This window comes from Paenarthrobacter aromaticivorans (assembly GCF_019038615.1).
Lineage (GTDB): Bacteria > Actinomycetota > Actinomycetes > Actinomycetales > Micrococcaceae > Arthrobacter > Arthrobacter aromaticivorans.
Genome location: NZ_JAHOPC010000007.1, coordinates 41,035 through 59,378, shown reverse-complemented (window position 1 = coordinate 59,378; position 18,344 = coordinate 41,035). Strand labels below are relative to the sequence as shown.

The 18,344-nt window shown below is 61.8% G+C and carries 16 protein-coding genes; 14 read left to right on the top strand and 2 right to left on the bottom strand.

Translation table 11 applies throughout. From position 1 onward, the window contains the following. Positions 1-61: 61 nt before the first annotated feature. From dapA to KSW38_RS12550, 6 genes are all read left to right on the top strand, one after another. Positions 62-973 (top strand): 4-hydroxy-tetrahydrodipicolinate synthase, encoded by a 912-nt coding sequence (gene dapA, locus KSW38_RS12575; RefSeq protein WP_216925265.1) that lies wholly within the window; start codon positions 62-64, stop codon positions 971-973. Between the two features lie 27 nt (positions 974-1,000). After that, positions 1,001-2,692: a ribonuclease J gene (locus tag KSW38_RS12570; protein WP_216925264.1), complete on the top strand. Its 1,692-nt coding sequence runs from the start codon at positions 1,001-1,003 to the stop codon at positions 2,690-2,692. A 73-nt stretch (positions 2,693-2,765) separates the two neighbouring features. Continuing rightward, a complete protein-coding gene (locus KSW38_RS12565) occupies positions 2,766-5,630 on the top strand; it encodes an FtsK/SpoIIIE family DNA translocase (protein WP_216925263.1) in 2,865 nt (954 codons plus the stop codon). Between the two features lie 9 nt (positions 5,631-5,639). Beyond that, positions 5,640-6,242 carry a CDP-diacylglycerol--glycerol-3-phosphate 3-phosphatidyltransferase gene (gene pgsA / locus KSW38_RS12560; RefSeq protein ID WP_216925262.1) on the top strand — a complete coding sequence of 201 codons (603 nt, stop codon included), beginning with the start codon at positions 5,640-5,642 and terminating at the stop codon, positions 6,240-6,242. After that, on the top strand, positions 6,239-6,751 hold the full coding sequence (locus KSW38_RS12555; RefSeq protein ID WP_216925261.1) for a CinA family protein: 513 nt from the start codon (positions 6,239-6,241) through the stop codon (positions 6,749-6,751). Before pgsA ends, KSW38_RS12555 begins: the two co-directional genes overlap by 4 nt. Before the next feature lie 138 nt (positions 6,752-6,889). Then, positions 6,890-7,324, top strand: a complete 435-nt coding sequence (locus KSW38_RS12550; protein WP_216925260.1) for a helix-turn-helix domain-containing protein — start codon at positions 6,890-6,892, stop codon at positions 7,322-7,324. Positions 7,325-7,445: 121 nt separating this feature from the next. On the opposite strand, the gene KSW38_RS12545 is transcribed toward KSW38_RS12550, so the two are convergent. Beyond that, the gene (locus KSW38_RS12545; protein WP_216925259.1) at positions 7,446-7,994 is read right to left on the bottom strand and encodes a MarR family winged helix-turn-helix transcriptional regulator; all 549 of its coding nucleotides are present in this window, start codon (positions 7,992-7,994) and stop codon (positions 7,446-7,448) included. A 41-nt stretch (positions 7,995-8,035) separates the two neighbouring features. On the opposite strand from KSW38_RS12545, the gene KSW38_RS12540 reads away from it, so the two are divergent. The 6 genes from KSW38_RS12540 to dapF all read left to right on the top strand — a co-directional run bounded on the left by KSW38_RS12540 (position 8,036) and on the right by dapF (position 13,639). Next, positions 8,036-8,260 carry a DUF3046 domain-containing protein gene (locus tag KSW38_RS12540; protein WP_216925258.1) on the top strand — a complete coding sequence of 75 codons (225 nt, stop codon included), beginning with the start codon at positions 8,036-8,038 and terminating at the stop codon, positions 8,258-8,260. Between the two features lie 267 nt (positions 8,261-8,527). After that, positions 8,528-9,568, top strand: coding sequence for a recombinase RecA (gene recA, locus KSW38_RS12535; protein WP_216925257.1), 1,041 nt, complete (start codon positions 8,528-8,530; stop codon positions 9,566-9,568). Further along, complete coding sequence (locus tag KSW38_RS12530) at positions 9,558-10,100, top strand: regulatory protein RecX (protein WP_216925256.1); 543 nt, start codon at positions 9,558-9,560, stop codon at positions 10,098-10,100. The genes recA and KSW38_RS12530 overlap by 11 nt, the downstream gene beginning before the upstream one ends. After that, positions 10,100-11,683 (top strand): tRNA (N6-isopentenyl adenosine(37)-C2)-methylthiotransferase MiaB, encoded by a 1,584-nt coding sequence (gene miaB / locus KSW38_RS12525; protein ID WP_216925255.1) that lies wholly within the window; start codon positions 10,100-10,102, stop codon positions 11,681-11,683. The genes KSW38_RS12530 and miaB overlap by 1 nt, the downstream gene beginning before the upstream one ends. Before the next feature lie 20 nt (positions 11,684-11,703). Next, positions 11,704-12,609, top strand: a complete 906-nt coding sequence (gene miaA, locus KSW38_RS12520) for a tRNA (adenosine(37)-N6)-dimethylallyltransferase MiaA (RefSeq protein ID WP_216925254.1) — start codon at positions 11,704-11,706, stop codon at positions 12,607-12,609. A 61-nt stretch (positions 12,610-12,670) separates the two neighbouring features. Continuing rightward, positions 12,671-13,639 (top strand): diaminopimelate epimerase, encoded by a 969-nt coding sequence (gene dapF, locus KSW38_RS12515; protein ID WP_216925253.1) that lies wholly within the window; start codon positions 12,671-12,673, stop codon positions 13,637-13,639. Here dapF and KSW38_RS12510 read toward each other — a convergent pair. Continuing rightward, complete coding sequence (locus tag KSW38_RS12510) at positions 13,620-14,234, bottom strand: class I SAM-dependent methyltransferase (RefSeq protein ID WP_216925252.1); 615 nt, start codon at positions 14,232-14,234, stop codon at positions 13,620-13,622. The two genes, dapF and KSW38_RS12510, sit on opposite strands and share 20 nt — an antisense overlap. Positions 14,235-14,724: 490 nt before the next feature. On the opposite strand from KSW38_RS12510, the gene hflX reads away from it, so the two are divergent. Both hflX and KSW38_RS12500 read left to right on the top strand, forming a co-directional pair. Next, positions 14,725-16,287, top strand: a complete 1,563-nt coding sequence (hflX, locus tag KSW38_RS12505; RefSeq protein WP_216925251.1) for a GTPase HflX — start codon at positions 14,725-14,727, stop codon at positions 16,285-16,287. Next, positions 16,280-18,337, top strand: coding sequence for an ATP-dependent DNA helicase (locus KSW38_RS12500; RefSeq protein ID WP_216925250.1), 2,058 nt, complete (start codon positions 16,280-16,282; stop codon positions 18,335-18,337). Before hflX ends, KSW38_RS12500 begins: the two co-directional genes overlap by 8 nt. Positions 18,338-18,344 lie beyond the last annotated feature (7 nt).

Here is an 18,344-nt window from a genome sequence, read left to right as displayed (position 1 = left end):
TGACGACCATCACGCGGAACCTATTCCCGGAACATGGCCGTGACAGGGTAACGTTTTTCTTATGTCTGACTCCCGCGCCCAAATTCCCGCACTTGGTACCCTGCTGACCGCCATGGTCACCCCGTTCACCGAGGATGGCAAGGTCGACTACGACCAAGCTGCGGCATTGGCGGAGAAGCTGGTCCAGGACGGTTGCGACGGACTCGTGGTCACCGGTACCACTGGAGAGACCTCAACCCTTACTGACGAAGAAAACCTCGGCATGTTCCGTGCGGTCAAGGAAGCCGTGGGGGGCAAAGCTGCCATCATTGCCGGAACCGGCACCAACGACACCGCGCACTCGGTGCACCTGTCCCAGCGCGCGGCCCAGATTGGCATCGACGGCCTTCTGATCGTCACTCCTTACTACAACAAGCCCAGTCAGGCTGGTGTTCGGGCACACTTTGAGACGATTGCGTCCTCTACGGACCTGCCGGTCATGCTCTATGACATCCCGGGCCGCTCGTCCATTGCCATCGCGCCGGAGACCATGATCGGGCTTGCGAAGCACCCAAACATCGTGGCCGTCAAGGACGCCAAGGCGGACTTCGCCGCAGCCACCCGCGTCATGGCCGAGACTGATTTGGTCTTTTACTCCGGCGACGACGGCCTCACCCTGCAGTGGATGGCCATGGGGGCAGTAGGCCTCGTGGGCGTTACCACGCACGTGGCCACCCGGAGATTCCGCGAACTCATTGACGCTGTCAATGCCAATGACCTTGCCAAGGCGCGGGCCATCAACTTTGAACTGGAACCCGTGGTGCGTGCAACCATGACGCGGGTCCAAGGCGCTGTAGCCGCCAAGCAGATTCTCAAGTGGCAGGGAGTCCTGCCCAACTCGGTTGTCCGTTTGCCCCTCGTGGAGCCGGACGAGGCCGAGATCCAAACCATCCGCGGGGATTTGGCGGAAGCCGGAATGGACTTCAACGTCTAGGCCGGTTCCGCCGGAAAGAAGCACAATATGACCCAAACAGCCCTTCCTGGACTGGTTACTCCGCCGAAACTGCCGCAAGGCACACTGCGGATTGTTCCGCTAGGTGGACTGGGGGAGATAGGCCGCAACATGGCGGTCTTCGAAATCGACGGCAAGTTGCTGATCGTTGACTGCGGCGTACTTTTTCCCGAGGAAACTCAGCCCGGCGTTGATTTGATCCTTCCCGACTTCTCTTACATCGAGGACCGGCTGCAGGATGTTGTTGGTGTGGTGCTTACGCATGGCCACGAAGACCACATCGGTGCTGTTCCCTATCTGCTGCGCCTCAAGGCCGACATCCCGCTGATCGGATCCCAGTTGACGCTGGCCCTGGTAGAGGCGAAGCTGCAGGAGCATCGGATCAAGCCGTACACGCTGACCGTTACCGAGGGCCAGGTGGAGCAGTTCGGCCCGTTCGAATGCGAATTCATCGCAGTGAACCACTCGATCCCGGACGCCTTGGCCGTCTTCATCCGCACCGAGGGCGGCACCGTCCTGCACACGGGCGACTTCAAGATGGACCAACTGCCCTTGGACGGCCGCATCACGGACCTCCGTCACTTCGCCCGCCTCGGCGAAGAAGGAGTGGACCTCTTCATGGCAGACTCCACGAATGCCGACGTTCCCGGGTTCACCACCGCCGAGAAGGAAATCGGCCCCACCCTTGACCGGTTGTTCGGGCAGGCGAAGAAGCGCATCATCGTGGCTTCCTTCTCTTCCCACGTTCACCGCGTCCAGCAGGTTCTGGACGCCGCAGCCAAGCACGGCCGCAACGTTGCGTTCGTCGGCCGGTCCATGGTTCGGAACATGGCCATCGCGGCCAAGCTGGGGTACCTTGATGTGCCCAACGGGATCCTGGTGGACATCAAGAACATTGACAACCTCCCGGATAACCGCGTGGTCCTCATGTCCACCGGCTCCCAGGGTGAGCCCATGGCGGCACTCTCACGCATGGCCAACGGGGACCACCGCGTGGTTGTTGGCCAGGGCGACACCGTGATCCTGGCCTCCAGCCTTATTCCAGGCAACGAGAATGCCGTGTTCCGCATCATCAACGGATTGTTGAAGCTTGGTGCCGATGTCATCCACAAGGGGACGGCCAAGGTTCACGTGTCCGGCCACGCAGCCGCCGGCGAATTGCTGTACTGCTACAACATCCTTGAGCCCCTCAATGCGATGCCTGTTCACGGTGAGACCCGTCACCTGATTGCCAACGGAAACATTGCCGAAGAATCCGGAGTGCCCTCCGAAGGCATCATCCTCAGCGACAACGGCACTGTCATCGACCTGAAGGACCACAAGGCCAACATCGTTGGCCAGGTAGAAGTCGGCTTCGTTTATGTGGACGGTTCCAGCGTGGGTGAAATCACCGATGCGGATTTGAAGGACCGCCGTATCCTGGGCGACGAAGGCTTCATCTCCATCATCACCGTCATTAACCGGACCACCGGCAAGATTGTCTCCGGACCGGAAATCCATGCACGCGGTGTGGCGGAGGACGACGCCGTCTTCGACGAAATCATCCCCAAGATCAACGCCGCGTTGGAAGAAGCTGTGCTCAACCACGCAGACCACACCAACCACCAGCTGCAGCAGGTTGTGCGCAGGATCATCGGAACGTGGGTGAACCGGAAGCTTCGTCGCCGTCCCATGATCATTCCGGTGGTCCTGGAAGCGTAGTCCACCGGCAACATGCATCCAAGGGGGCCCGAAATCCGCGGATTTCAGGCCCCCTTGGGGTAGCGTGGCAATCATGGCGACCCGTACTTCCTCCACGCCACGAGGCAGCTCCAGTAGTAAATCCGGCGGCACAGGCCGGGGCGCAGCTGCATCCAAAAGCAGTGCAGCCACGCCCAGGAACGGTCGGGGCAGCAGCGCTCGCTCCAAGCAGCCGGCCGCCGTCGAGCCCCATGCACCGCTGCCATTGCGCATGCTCGCAGGCGCCTGGCAGGGTATTGGCCACGTTGTGGGCGCAGGAGTCCGCCGGATCGGATACGACGTCAGCGATCTCGATCCCGCCGATCGCCGCGACGGCGCAGCCCTGTTCAACCTCGTGCTGGGAATCGGCATTGCAACATTCGCCTGGTGGGGTCTGACAGGATGGCTGCCTGACGCCGTCTACAGCGTGGTCAATGGCACTTTCGGCTGGATGTCGCTTGTTTTGCCTTTCATGCTTTTCATCTGCGCTTTCCGCCTCTTCCGCAAACCGCAGGATGGCCGCGGCAACAACCGCGTTGGCATCGGCTTCATGATCATGACTTTTGCCGGTTCCGGCTTGGCCCACATTATTGGCGGCCAGCCCACCGTGGCTGATGGCTTCGATGGACTGCGCAGGGCGGGCGGAATGCTGGGCTTCCTTGCGGCGTCCCCACTGGCTGCAATTCATGCCATTGTCCCGGTGATTGTCTACAGCCTGCTGGCCTTCGTGTCGGTCCTGATCGTTACAGCCACGCCGTTCGGAGCGATCCCCTCCAGGATCCGCTCCGCCTACGAGCACCTCATGGGCGTGGACCTCATGGACGCCGAGTCCGGCAAGGATGCCCATGATCGCAGCTACCTCTATGAAAACGGGGCTGTTGCAGAGCCCAAGAAGAAGAAGCGGATGCGTCTCTTCGGCAAGGATGAGGAGACCGACGCCGGTTTGGAAGGCTACGTCGGTGACGAGGCCTTTGAGCACGCGATAGTCGACGACGACGAAACTCCCCAACCGTCTGCACCCCGCGTTCCGCCGGGCGTACGCCGCCCCACCCAGGCCGAGATAGCGGTGGGAAAGATCAAGGCTGCCCAAGGCTTGGGCGCTGCTCCCGGCATCGACAACCCCACCGAGGCCATTCCGGTCCTCACCCCTGAGATGACCTCACCCACAGCGGCCCAGGTGCCGGCCAGACCGGCAACGCCACCTCCGCCGCCCACGCCAATTCCGCAGCGCACAGAGCAACTGTCCCTGGCAGGGGACGTCACGTATACCCTGCCAGCCTCTGACTTCCTCACGCCGGGTTCCATTCCCAAGGAGCGCACCGAGGCCAATGACGCCGTCGTGGCCGCCCTGACGGACACGCTGACGCAGTTCAACGTCGATGCCGCCGTAACCGGCTTCAGTCGCGGCCCCACGGTGACACGCTATGAAATCGAACTGTCTCCCGGCACCAAGGTGGAGCGCGTAACGGCGCTGTCCAAGAACATCTCCTACGCGGTGGCATCCAGCGACGTCCGCATTCTGAGCCCCATTCCCGGCAAGTCCGCAATCGGTATCGAGATTCCCAACACAGACCGCGAAACGGTCTCCCTGGGTGATGTGCTGCGGAGCCAGAACGCACGCCGCACGGACCACCCCATGGTCATGGGTGTCGGCAAGGACGTTGAGGGTGGTTATGTCGTCGCCAACCTGGCCAAGATGCCCCACCTCCTGGTGGCCGGTGCTACAGGCGCTGGTAAATCAAGCTTCGTGAACTCGATGATCACCTCGATCCTGATGCGCGCTACGCCTGACGAAGTCCGCATGGTCATGGTGGACCCAAAGCGCGTGGAACTGACTGCGTATGAAGGCGTTCCACACCTGATCACGCCGATCATCACCAATCCCAAGAAGGCAGCAGAAGCCCTGCAATGGGTGGTTCGCGAGATGGACGCCCGCTATGACGATCTCGCCAACTACGGTTACAAGCACATCGACGACTTCAACAAGGCGGTCAGGGCAGGAAAGGTCACTCCGCCGGTTGACTCCAAGCGTGTCATCAAGCCCTACCCGTACTTGCTGGTCATCGTGGACGAGCTCGCGGACCTCATGATGGTGGCGCCACGCGACGTCGAAGATTCGATCGTCCGCATTACCCAGCTGGCACGTGCCGCGGGCATTCACTTGGTGTTGGCTACGCAGCGACCTTCCGTGGACGTCGTCACGGGCCTCATCAAAGCCAACGTGCCCTCCCGCATGGCGTTCGCCACCTCCTCCGTTACGGACTCCCGCGTGGTGCTGGACCAGCCGGGCGCCGAAAAGCTTATTGGCCAAGGTGATGCGCTCTTCTTGCCGATGGGCGCTTCCAAGGCCATGCGCGTGCAGGGTGCCTGGGTGACGGAATCAGAAATCCACAAAGTTGTGGAACACGTCAAGGGCCAGTTGCAGGCCGTGTACCGGGACGACGTCGCTGCCGAGGCCCCCAAGAAACAGATCGACGACGACATCGGAGACGACCTCGAGGTGCTTCTTCAGGCCACCGAATTGGTGGTCACCACCCAGTTCGGTTCCACCTCGATGTTGCAGCGCAAGCTTCGTGTCGGCTTTGCCAAGGCCGGCCGCCTTATGGACCTCCTGGAGTCCCGCGGCGTCGTGGGTCCCTCCGAAGGGTCCAAGGCCCGGGACGTCCTGGTCAAGCCGGATGATCTCGCTGCCGTGCTTGCTGCCATGAAGGGACAGGAATCCCCGGCTGCGCCTGACGCCCACACTGCGGCCCTGAGCGATAACGCGAACTCCAACATCGCCGTCGGCGGTTATGCCGAGGACCTGGTTGCAGCGGACCTGGACAACCGGACCCAAGCTGTTGAATATTTCGACGGCGCGGACGTCTCCGATGACGAGGACGAGGGCGGCGAGGACGCCTGGTCGCTCACCGGACGGTAGCCTAGAGGGGTGACTACAGCCGAAGGTGACAACGCCTCTTCCAGCAGCTCCGACGTCTGGAACCTTCCCAATATCCTCACGATGCTCCGCATCGTCCTGGTTCCGTTTTTCGTCTGGTTCCTCGTGGCGGATGACAACCATCAAGGTATCTGGCGGTGGGCGGCTGTTGTGGCCTTTGCCGTGGCGATCTACACCGACAAGCTCGACGGCGATATCGCCCGCGCGCGTGGCCTCATCACCAATTTCGGCAAGATCGCGGACCCCATTGCGGACAAATTGCTCATCGGTTCAGCGCTGGTGCTCTTGTCCATCCTCGGGGAACTGCCCTGGTGGGTGACTATCCTCATCCTGGTCCGCGAGTGGGGCATCACGGCACTGAGGTTCTTTGTGATCCGCTACGGCGTCATGCCGGCCTCACGCGGCGGAAAACTGAAAACAGTCATCCAGACAGTGGCCATCTTCCTGTATATCCTGCCGCTCGAGGCGATCGCACCGTGGCTGGTTGTTGTGGCCTTCTGGGTCATGATGGCCGCCCTTGCCATCACGCTATGGACCGGAGTGGAATACGTCGTCCAGGCGCTCCGGCTTCGTGCCGCGGGACGCCGCGCATGAGTCACCCCGGAGACGCTGCCAAAGCGGCAGAGCTAGCGACGGCGGCAGTGGTCTTGGCGCTGGGAAAGAGCCTGACGGTGGCCACGGCGGAGTCGCTGACCGCGGGAATGGTGGCGGCCAGCCTGGCCAACACGCCCGGTGCGTCCGGAATGTTGCAGGGCGGCGTGGTTGCTTATCAGAACTCCGTGAAGGCCTCCGTCCTCGGCGTTTCAACGGAGCTGATTGCTGCTGTTGGTTCGGTGGATGGGGCCGTAGCCGCGGCGATGGCCGAGGGCGCCAGGCGCGCCTGTACGGCCGACGTCGGAATATCCACTACAGGGGTGGCTGGTCCGGAGCCCCATGACGGTAAAACCGTGGGAACCGTATTCGTCGGCGTCGCTACGAGTACTGGCACGGGTTCGTTTGAATTCAGCTTTTCTGGGGACAGGCAAAGCATCAGGCAACAAGCCTGTGAAGCTGCGCTGGCGCGCCTGATTGATGCACTGGAAGGGGTTGGTTACCGTTCGTAAAGTAGTCGGGAACAAAAACTCATTGCCAATAGTTGTGTCATTGTGTCGCTTCGGAACAGCCGGGGCGCCTAGGATGTAGAAAACCACACCGGTCCGCCAGCCAGCGAACCGGATGAACGAGGGAGCAAGGCGATACAGATGGTAAAGCAGCCCGTATCCGTAAACGGCGTTGTCCGCTGGAAGGATGTGGGCTTGGCTAAGCAGGCACAGAGCGAACAGAAGGAGCGCAAAATGGTTGTACTACGCCACGAGATCGGTGATGTACTGCGCGATGTCCGCCAGCGTCAGGGCCGCACCCTCCGCGAGGTCTCGCACAGCGCCCGTGTTTCACTCGGATACCTGAGTGAGGTTGAACGCGGCCAAAAGGAGGCTTCTTCCGAGCTCCTGTCCTCTATCTGCACCGCCCTGGACGTTCCGTTGTCCAGCATGCTCCGCGAAGTCAGCGACCGCGTGGCCGTTGCGGAGGGCGTAGCTGTTCCGGATACCGTTCCGCAGGAATTCTCCCAGCGCTACGGTCGCGATCTTGACCTTACCGACGACTTCCCGCAGGGCATGCTCTCCGGAGCCCGGTAGAGGTCACACCCAGACCAGGAATTATCAAGAAAAGGTCCCCAGCCTACGGCTGGGGGCCTTTCGCGTCTGGTGACCATTCGTTTGTGCTGCTCTGTGGTCCAAAGCGGGGCTGGGACGCGGGTCAGTCCTCTGCGGGATTGGCAGTCTCCCCGGACTCGGTCTCCTTCAGGGTGGCGTCCTTGATGACGCTGTCACCGTAGACGGCGTTGAGCCGGCCCATGTAGTCGGCCAAGGTTTGGACATCCTCCAGCGGCCACTCACCGAGTCGCTCACGGAATACCTGCCGGCGGGCGTCCTGGACCTGGTGCATCTTCTCTTCGCCTTTTTCCGTCAGGCGGATGGACTGAGCCCGTCCGTCCTGCGGATCGGCCTCCTTGTAGACCAGGCCGATACTTTCCAGAAATGCGATCTGGCGGCTGACTGAGGGTTTGCCTACGCCGATGCACGAGGCAAGGTCCGTCAGGCGGATGGGGCCTTCGCGGCGAATGATGGTCAGCAGTCCGTACGCGGCAGGCTCCATGTCCGGGTGGACCTGGCGGGACAACTGATGCGAGATGGAACGGGCACGGCGCCAGAGCAGGCTCAGCTGGTGTTCCACCTGCTGAAGGGCGTCGTCTATGGTGTCACCTGGCACGGCCTCGGGGGGCATGCTCTGGAGAGGATTGCTCATGGCAACCATTCTAGAGTCCGGCGTCGTGAGAGACTCTATCCGTGAGGGCAAGTGACTTCTGGCGATTGATGGACGATGAATTTGGGGCAGGCTATTCCCGCGTCCTGGCCGATTCCCTGGTGCTGGCCGGCGTGGGAGGGCGTACCGCCGTAGAGGCGCTTGCCGCCGGCTACCAGCCACGGGAAGTGTGGTTGGCCATTTGCGAAGTCCAGGATGTCCCCATGGAGCGCAGGCTCGGCAGGGACATCAAGCCTGCGGCCAACTGACGTCCGGCCATGTTTGCCAAGGGACTTCCAGCTCTGTGGTGGTGACACGCCCGCTGCATTGTTCGAATATCTGTTCGGATGGGGATATGCTCCTGTGAGAGGAAAATTGTTCCTGAAGGACGCATTCCACAAGCAATCCGAGGGTTGGTTATCCACATAGCCCACGTCGGCTTCAAAAAATGTCAGGGAGCCGTAATAGCGTCTGACATGACAGGAAAGCGGCCATTCAGGCCACTCCACAGCGAGAAAGCATCAGAGGTGTGAACCATGGCGGCAACCCCGGATCGTGAGAAGGCGCTCGAAGCAGCGCTTGCCCAGATCGACAAGCAGTTCGGCAAAGGCTCCATCATGCGCTTGGGTGATGACACCCGCGCCCCGATCGAAGTCATTCCTACTGGATCCATTGCATTGGATGTCGCCCTTGGCATTGGCGGCCTGCCCCGTGGCCGCGTCGTAGAGATCTACGGCCCGGAATCTTCTGGTAAGACCACAGTTGCGCTCCACGCTGTAGCCAATGCGCAACGTAACGGTGGCATCGCGGCCTTCATCGACGCCGAGCACGCCCTTGACCCCGACTACGCCGCCAAGCTTGGGGTGGACACAGACGCTTTGCTCGTGTCGCAGCCTGACACTGGTGAGCAGGCCCTGGAAATCATGGACATGCTGGTGGGCTCCGGCTCACTGGACATTATCGTCATCGACTCCGTGGCTGCCTTGGTCCCGCGTGCTGAAATCGAGGGCGAGATGGGCGACTCCCACGTCGGCCTTCAGGCGAGGCTCATGAGCCAGGCCCTGCGAAAGATCACCGGTCGCCTAAGCCAGACCAAGACCACCGCCATCTTCATCAACCAGTTGCGTGAGAAGATCGGCGTCTTCTTTGGATCGCCGGAAACCACCACCGGTGGTAAGGCTCTGAAGTTCTACGCCTCGGTGCGCATCGATGTCCGTCGCATTCAGACGCTGAAGGAAGGTGCCGACTCCGTCGGTAACCGGACCAAGGCCAAGATCGTCAAGAACAAGATGGCCCCGCCCTTCAAGATTGCTGAATTCGACATCATCTACGGCCAGGGCATCTCCCGCGAGGGAGGCATCATTGACATGGGCGTCGAGCACGGCATCATCAAGAAATCCGGTTCGTGGTTCACGTACGACGGCGATCAGTTGGGCCAAGGCATGGAGAATTCACGGCGCTTCCTGCGTGATAATCCGGAGCTGGCACAGGAACTTGAGCGCCTTATCAAGGAAAAGCTTGGCGTGGGTGTCAAGCCGGAGGAAGATTCCCCAAAGCTGAAGGCCGTTGACGGCTAGAACCGGGCCGGACCCGGAGTCCTCCGTCTCCGGCGATCCTGAGCCTGATCCCGAATCCGTGGCCCGCGCCATCGTCCTGAGGCAATTGACGATGGCGCCACGGAGTCGGCTGCAGCTGTTCCGCAAGCTGGCCGAGCGGAATGTCCCTCTGGATGTTGCTGAGGCTGTGCTGGACCGCTTCGAGGAAGTCCAGCTCATTGACGACGCTGAGTTTGCCAGAATGTGGGTGCGTAGCCGCTCCCAAAGCCGAAAGCTGGCAAAAAGTGCCATTCGCCGTGAGCTAACGGAGAAAGGTATCGAGCTCGATGATGCCGCGGAAGCACTCTCGCAGCTCAGCGATGAAGATGAGGAAATCGCCGCCCGTGAGCTTGTTGAGCGCAAACTGAGGCCGGGCGTGGATCTCTCCGATCGTGCGGAACGTGACAAGTGCACCCGCAGGCTGGCATCCATGCTTGCCCGGAAGGGATATGCCCCTTCCATGGCCTTCCGGATCGTCGGCGAGGTACTTGCCCAAGCCGGTACCCTTGAGTAGTGAGTTTGACCATTCCTTCCCCCTCAGCAGAAACCACGCCTTCGGGATCAGTATTGGCAACAAATGCTGATGCCCAAGTGACGGATGCCCGTTCCCCGTTTGAACCGAGGACGTATCAGGTCCGGACTTTCGGCTGCCAGATGAACGTCCACGATTCCGAACGTATGGCGGGCCTCCTTGAGGACGCTGGTTACGTGCCGGCGGAGGGTGAGGTCGCTGACATCGTGGTGTTCAACACGTGCGCCGTTCGGGAAAACGCCGACAACAAGCTCTATGGAAACCTTGGCCAGCTTCGGCAGGTCAAGGCAGCCAACCCTGGCATGCAGATCGCCGTTGGTGGCTGCCTCGCCCAGAAGGACCGGGAAACCATCGTCAAGAAGGCTCCTTGGGTTGACGCTGTGTTTGGCACCCACAACGTGGGAGCACTTCCGGCACTGCTGAAGCGGGCGCGGCACAACAACGAGGCCCAACTCGAAATCCTGGAATCGCTGGACGTCTTCCCCTCCACCCTTCCCACCAAGCGCGATTCCGTGTATTCCGGCTGGGTCTCGATTTCAGTAGGTTGCAACAACACCTGCACGTTCTGCATCGTGCCGTCGCTCCGTGGCAAGGAGAAGGACCGGCGTCCCGGAGAAATCCTGGCGGAAATTCAGGCCTTGGTGGACGACGGCGCCGTGGAAGTCACGTTGCTGGGCCAGAACGTGAATTCCTACGGGGTTGAATTCGGTGACCGCTTGGCCTTCTCAAAGCTTCTCCGTGCCTGTGGGGACATCGAAGGCCTTGAGCGCGTACGCTTCACCAGCCCGCACCCTGCCGCGTTTACGGACGACGTCATCGATGCGATGGCCGAGACACCCAACGTGATGCCCCAGTTGCACATGCCCCTTCAATCGGGCTCGGACAAGGTCCTGAAGGATATGCGGCGCTCGTACCGCTCCAGCAAGTTTCTTGGCATCCTGGACAAAGTGCGTGAGCGGATCCCCAATGCGGCCATCACTACGGACATCATTGTTGGCTTCCCCGGAGAAACCGAAGAGGATTTCCAAGCGACGCTTGACGTCGTGGAGAAATCACGGTTCGCCTCAGCCTTCACCTTCCAGTACTCCAAACGGCCTGGTACGCCTGCTGCCGAGCTTCCGGAGCAACTTCCCAAAGCAGTGGTCCAGGAACGTTTTGAACGGCTGACGGCCCTGCAGGACCGTATTGCCGCGGAGGAGAACGCCAAGCAACTGGGTCGCCGTGTGGAAATTCTGGTGACGGCGCAGTCCGGCCGCAAAGCAGAGGAAACGCACCGGTTGTCTGGCCGGTCCAAGGATCAGCGACTCGTTCATTTCTCAGTACCTGATGGTGCGGAAACCCCACGCCCCGGCGACTTTGTCACCGTGACCATCACCGAAGCCGCGGCATTCCACCTGGTCGCCGATCCTGCCGGTCTGGACGATTACATGCTGCGCCGGTCAAGGGCAGGAGACGCCTGGGATCGTTCGCAGGCAGACTCCTGCGGTGTTCCGAGCGCGGGCTCGGCCCCGGGCAAGAAAGGTGTGTCTTTGGGCATGCCGTCGCTGCCTGTTCGCGGCGCCTGACGCCCATTCTTCGAGATCGAATGACTCCCTCCCATGCCGCGCCGCCGGTAATCGCAGTCGTCGGCCCAACCGGCTCGGGTAAATCGGATCTGGGCGTCGAGCTGGCCCTTGCCCTCAATGGCGAGGTCATCAACGCTGATGCCCTGCAGTTTTATCGGGGCATGGACATCGGTACGGCCAAGATCACTGTGGACGAGCGCAAGGGTGTGCCACACCATCTGCTGGACATAAAGGACGTCACGGAGGAAGCCAGCGTGGCGGACTTCCAAGCGGAATGCCGCGCCGTCATTGCTGACGTCCATGCCCGGGGCAAGCGCGCCATCATGGTGGGCGGCTCCGGCCTCTATGTGCGGGCCGCCCTGGACGTACTGGAGTTCCCCGGCACGGACCCCGTCTTGCGAAAACGGCTTGAGGACGAATGGGAAACCTTCGGTCTGGCGCCGTTGCGGGCCCGGCTTGAAAAGGTGGATCCGATCTCGGCCGGCCGTCTGGGGGATGCCCGGCGGGTGATCAGGGCCCTGGAGGTCCATGGAATGACGGGACGGCCGTTCAGCTCGTTCATGCCGCAACGCGAGTACTTCCAGTCGGCCCTACAGATTGGCCTGTCTGTGGACCGGGAGGTTCTGCGGGAGCGGCTGGCGCTCCGCGTACACCGCATGGTGGATGCGGGGTTGCTGCAGGAAGTGGAACGGCTTGATGCGGCTGGGCTTCGGCGCGGCAAGACAGCCTCGCGTGCCTTGGGATACGCTCAGTTCCTCAGGGTGCTCGACGCCGAAGCCAGCGTCCCGGAGGCAGCTGAGGAAACCATTGTGGCCACGAGGCAGTTCGCCCGGCGACAATTGACGTGGTTTCGGGCCGATCCCCGCATTACCTGGCTTGACTGGCAGGACCCGGACCTTGTGTCCAAGGCAGTGGCGCTGGCCTAGCAGGGCTGGCACTCCATACAGCAATTTCTGGCCGAACCTGCCCGGCGGGTAGCCTAGTCCCATGGATCAAACCGCCGCAGTTCCCGCCCAGCAGTCCGCCGCTGCCGGTGCCCCCGTGCCCGCTGCCAGCCTTTCCGGTTTGGCGTTTTCCAAGGGCCATGGAACGGGCAATGACTTCGTCCTGATTGCTGATCCCGGTGATGCCCACGAGATCTCTCCCGAGCAAGTAGCACAGCTGTGCGACAGGCATCGGGGGATAGGTGGTGACGGTCTCATCCGGGCTGTCCCATCCCGTTACCTGCCTGAGGGCCGCGACCTGCTCGAGCAGGACGCCTCCGCCGGGTGGTTCATGGACTACCGAAACGGCGACGGCTCGCTGTCGGAGATGTGCGGTAACGGCGTCCGCGTGTTCGTGCATTTCCTGATCGCCCAAGGCCTGGTTGAGCTCGGGCCGGGCCAGTCCTTGACCATCGGAACACGTGGCGGCATTAAGAAGATTGTGCGCACGGCCGACGGCTATGCCGTGGATATGGGCCCTTGGGAATTCATTTTCCCCACAGAAGCACAAAGCAAAGCCATGGATGCCTTGGTCAGCGCAGACGGTCTGGAGGTGGCCCGGCCCGGGCTCTCGGTCAGCATGGGCAACCCGCACACGGTGGTAGCGCTTGCGGAGCTTGGCGAGCTCGCCGCCACGAAGTTGTTCACCGCGCCGGTAGTGGATCCCAAGCCTGCCAATGGCACCAATGTCGAGTTTGTGGTGCCCGCAGAGCCGCTGGTTCACGACGGTGTGGGAACCATCACCATGCGCGTCCACGAGCGCGGAGTGGGCGAAACCCAATCGTGTGGCACCGGGGCTTGTGCCGCCGCTGTCGCGATCCGTCATTGGGCTGGCAGCAGCGCCCCAAATGCCTGGCATGTCAACGTTCCTGGTGGCGTGGTGGACGTCAGGTTCTTCCCGGGGGAGGACGGCCGCGAACACGTTGAGCTGAGCGGCCCTGCAGTCATCGTGGCTAGTGGGACGCTTTCCTGACCCGAAGGATCCTGAAGGACTTGGAGGTGCTCTCCCGGGAGACCGTGAAGGACTTGTCCAGTTCGTTGGCCAGCCAGCGTTGGAGGGAGTCCGAACCCAGGTTCTTCTGAACCACCATCCACGCATTGCCGCCAGGTGCCAGCCGGGGCAGCCACGTCAGGAGCAGCGTGTGTAGTTCGTCCTTGCCGATGCGGATTGGCGGGTTGGACCAGATCGTGTCGAATTCGACGCCGGGGTCTACCTCGTGCGGGAGGCTGGCCTTCACGTTGTTCAAACCCAGGGCAAGCGCGTTCTCATTGGTCAGGGCGATGCAGCGCTCGTTGACGTCCACGGCGTAGACCTGTGCCAAGGGCGCCATGAGCCCCATGGTGAGGGCAACAGGGCCCCAGCCGCACCCGATATCCAGCAGGTTGCCACGGGGCGAAGGTGGTGGAACCTCGGCCAAAAGTACCTTGGTACCCTTGTCGACACCGTCGGGGCTGAAGATACCCGACGAGGTCTGCACGTGACGGGTAGCTCCAGCCAGTTCCACTGTGAGGGGCTTGCGGGTGAACGGACCGGCCGGTTGGGCGCTGAAATAGTGTGCAGACTCCATAATTTGCCAGATTAGTTGGCTATCGTCGGCTTGGGAAACTGCCCTCGGGCCAGGACCGTTTGACAGTGCTGCTAATGTTGAAGGCATGTTCTTGATCTTTGAGTAATCAGCCCGAGCCGGCCACCACGTCGGCAAGGCACCTGCCCGCGATGCAGGCCCGCTTGGCATATCAGCCCAGCGCATGGCCATTCCGCCCGCAGGTTCCGTCCGGCAGACTCCGCACCTCCCATTGTTGGTGGATCGCGGTTGCTCAGTAGAACATGTCCCCCAGCTGTCGCGAAAGCAGTGGCCCAGCCATCTGCTGTTAGCGCCTGGCTTAGGGTTTGGCGATGAATTCTCCTGCAGGACAGGACCTCCCGCGGACCAACCCGCTCGATTCAAGCACCACAGGAGGCCCTCTATGGCCGAAGCCCGTCAGCCCAGCGCGAATACCGTCCCATTGGACACCAAACAGCACTATTCTGGATATGCCGAACAGTCTAAGGAGACCATGACCACCCAGAAGCACTCCGGATCCGATTCCGACGCCCAGGACATGAGTCCTGAACAAATCCAGGCCGTCATTGACCGGATTCTTTCCAAGGATGTACCCGAACAGGCATCCGATGACAATGACGCCAAAGGCGTTTTCGGCAGGGCACAAGCGATCTCCACGCTTGACCAGGAACACAGCATTTACGACGGCGAGCAGGAAGACCTGGCCGAACGCCGGGCCCTCCGCCGTACCGCCGGCCTTTCCACCGAACTCGAAGACGTCACAGAGGTTGAATACCGGCAGTTGCGTCTGGAGCGCGTTGTCCTGGCTGGCCTGTGGACAGAAGGCACCCTGGCTGACGCCGAGAATTCGCTTCGCGAACTCGCAGCACTGGCAGAGACTGCCGGATCCGAGGTCCTTGACGGCCTGGTTCAGCGCCGCACGAAGCCGGATCCGGGAACGTTCCTTGGTTCGGGCAAGGCCCAGGAACTCAAGGACATCGTGGCTGCCACGGGAGCCGATACCGTGGTGGTCGACACCGAGCTTTCCCCCTCGCAGCGACGCGGACTTGAGGACATCGTCAAGGTCAAGGTGGTGGACAGGACTACCCTGATCCTGGATATCTTCGCGCAGCATGCAAAGAGTCGTGAAGGTAAGGCACAGGTTGAACTCGCACAGCTCGAGTACCTGCTCCCCAGGCTTCGTGGTTGGGGTGACTCCATGTCACGCCAGGCCGGTGGCCAGGTGGGTGGAGCCGGTGCCGGTATGGGTTCCCGTGGTCCAGGTGAAACAAAGATCGAGCTCGATCGCCGCAGGATCCGGACGCGCATGGCCAAGCTCCGCAGGGAGATCACCGCCATGAAGCCGGCGCGCGAGACCAAGCGGGCCAACCGCCGTCGTAATGCCGTACCGTCGGTTGCCATCGCTGGTTATACCAACGCTGGAAAGTCCTCGCTCCTGAACCGGCTGACCGATGCTGGAGTGCTGGTGGAAAACGCCCTGTTCGCCACCCTGGACCCGACGGTCAGGAAGGCGCAGACGCCGGATGGTATCGGCTACACGCTGGCTGACACCGTTGGATTCGTCCGCTCGTTGCCTACGCAACTGGTGGAAGCTTTCCGCTCCACACTGGAAGAAGTAGCGGACGCAGACCTGATCCTGCATGTCGTGGACGCCTCCCACCCGGACCCGGAAGGGCAAATCGCGGCAGTGCGTGCTGTCTTCACCGAGGTCGACGCCCGCAAGGTTCCGGAAATCATCGTCCTGAACAAGGTGGACGTAGCGGATCCTTTCGTGGTGGAACGCCTGAAGCAAAAGGAACCGCGGCACGCCGTGGTTTCCACCCGTACGGGCCAGGGCATTCCTGAACTCCTGGAAGAGATCAGCCGGTCCATTCCCCGGCCGGGAGTCCGCCTCGAGGTGCTGATCCCGTATGACCGCGGTGACATGGTCAACAAGCTGCACAACTCCGATTCGGAAATCCTGAGCCTCGAGCACGAGGAAAACGGAACCCGCGTGGTGGCCATGGTTCGTGAAGGATTGGCCGCCGAGCTGGAGTCATTCGTCAGCAATGGTTGAGAAGGTGGCGGCGGACGTCGTCGAGTCAGTGGGGGAGAAGTTTACCCTCGAGCTGTTGGACAAAGCTGTTGCCGGGATGGGCGGTCAAAGCCGTTCAGGCCAGCACGAGATGGCACGGCAAGTCACCAGGGCGATCGAGTCCGGTGAGCATTTGCTGGTCCAGGCGGGAACGGGAACGGGTAAGTCTTTGGCCTACCTGATTCCGTTGATCGCCCATTCCATGGACAGCGACAAACCGACGCTTGTGTCCACCGCTACCTTGGCCCTGCAAACACAGATTGTGGGCCGGGACCTGCCCCGGCTGTTGGAGACCATAAGCCCGGCCCTTGAGCGTCCCGTGAACGTGGCACTCGTCAAGGGCCGGGCAAATTATGTCTGCCTGCAAAAGCTGGAGGGCGGCTTCCCCAGCGAAGAGCCGTCCGAGGGCCAACTTTTTTCCCTGGGTGAGGACACCAGCGTGCCGCATTTTGCAGCGGCGGTTGGCGGCCCGTCGTCGCAATTGGGCAAGGAAGTGGTCCGCCTGCGTGAATGGGCCGAAAAGACGGCCACGGGCGACCGCGATGAACTGATGCCGGGCGTTACCGACCGCGCCTGGCGGCAGGTCTCCGTGACGTCCATGGAGTGCCTGGGAGCGCAAAAATGCCCACTTGCCGAGGAGTGCTTTAGCGAGCAGGCACGGGCCCGGGCGGCTGAGGCCGACGTCGTGGTGACCAACCATGCCATGCTGGCCGTGAGTGCCTTCGAAGGGCTTGCTGTCCTGCCCGAGTACGACGTCGTTGTGGTTGACGAAGCGCATGAGCTGCAGGACAGGGTCACGGGGGCCGTTACCGGTCAGCTGTCCGTGGCAATGGTGCATGCCGCGGCTTCGAGCGCGCGCAAGCACACCGCTATTACCGTAGACGCCCTGAACGCGGCAGCCGATCGACTCGACATGGCCATTGCAGGAGTTCCCAATGGTTTGCTGCCCAACGGGCTCAACGACGAACAACTGGACTGCCTGGATCAACTGCGCGATGCCACCCGCGCCGCGTTATCTGACTCGAAGACTGACTCTTCAAACGCCGTCGACGGCGGGAGGCAGCTTGCGCGCTCACGGCTCATGCTCATTCTGGAACTGTGCGAGCGGATGCTCGCGGCCAAGGAGAACCGCGAAGTGGTGTGGTTCTCCAGGAACAGTACCTTCGATCCCCAGCAAGGGTACTCGCACCCGGACGAGACCGCGCCGGCACTGATCAACATCGCCCCGCTAAGCGTTGCCGGCCGGCTGCGGGAAGGCCTTTTCGCAGGGCACACTGTGGTGCTTACTTCGGCCACGTTGGCTATTGGATCTGCCTTTGAGCCCGCAGCAGGTGGCCTGGGGCTCATTGGAGATGGGGCGCCCAGCTGGACCGGGTTGGACGTCGGATCGCCTTTTGATTACCCCAAGCAGGGTGTGCTTTACGTGGCCAAACACCTGCCCAAGCCCGGTAGGGGCACTTCTCCCGAGGCACTGGATGAGCTTGAAGACCTGATCCGTGCATCCGGTGGGGGAGCCCTGTGCCTCTTCTCCTCACGTCGGGCGGCCGAGGAAGCTGCAGACGCGATGCGCCCACGTCTGGATGTGGACATCCTCTGCCAGGGGGAATCCACCATGGCAGCACTGGTGAAGCAATTTGCTGATGAACCGGACACCTGCCTCTTCGGCACGATGTCCCTGTGGCAGGGCGTCGACGTCCCTGGCGGTTCTTGCCGCCTTGTGGTGATTGACCGCATTCCGTTCCCGAGGCCTGATGACCCGCTGATGACCGCACGCTCGCGAGCCGTTGCACAGTCCGGGGGCAACGGGTTCATGGCGGTGTCAGCTACGCACGCGGCAATTCGTCTTGCGCAGGGAGCAGGACGCCTCATTCGTTCCACCGGCGATAAAGGCGTGGTCGCCGTCCTGGACTCACGGCTTTCCACCGAACGGTACGGCGGGTTCCTACGGGCCGCTTTGCCGCCATTTTGGGCTACGACGGACCGCAACGTGGTGCGCGGCGTCCTGGAACGCTTGGGCGCAAAGAAAACGTAGGCGAACG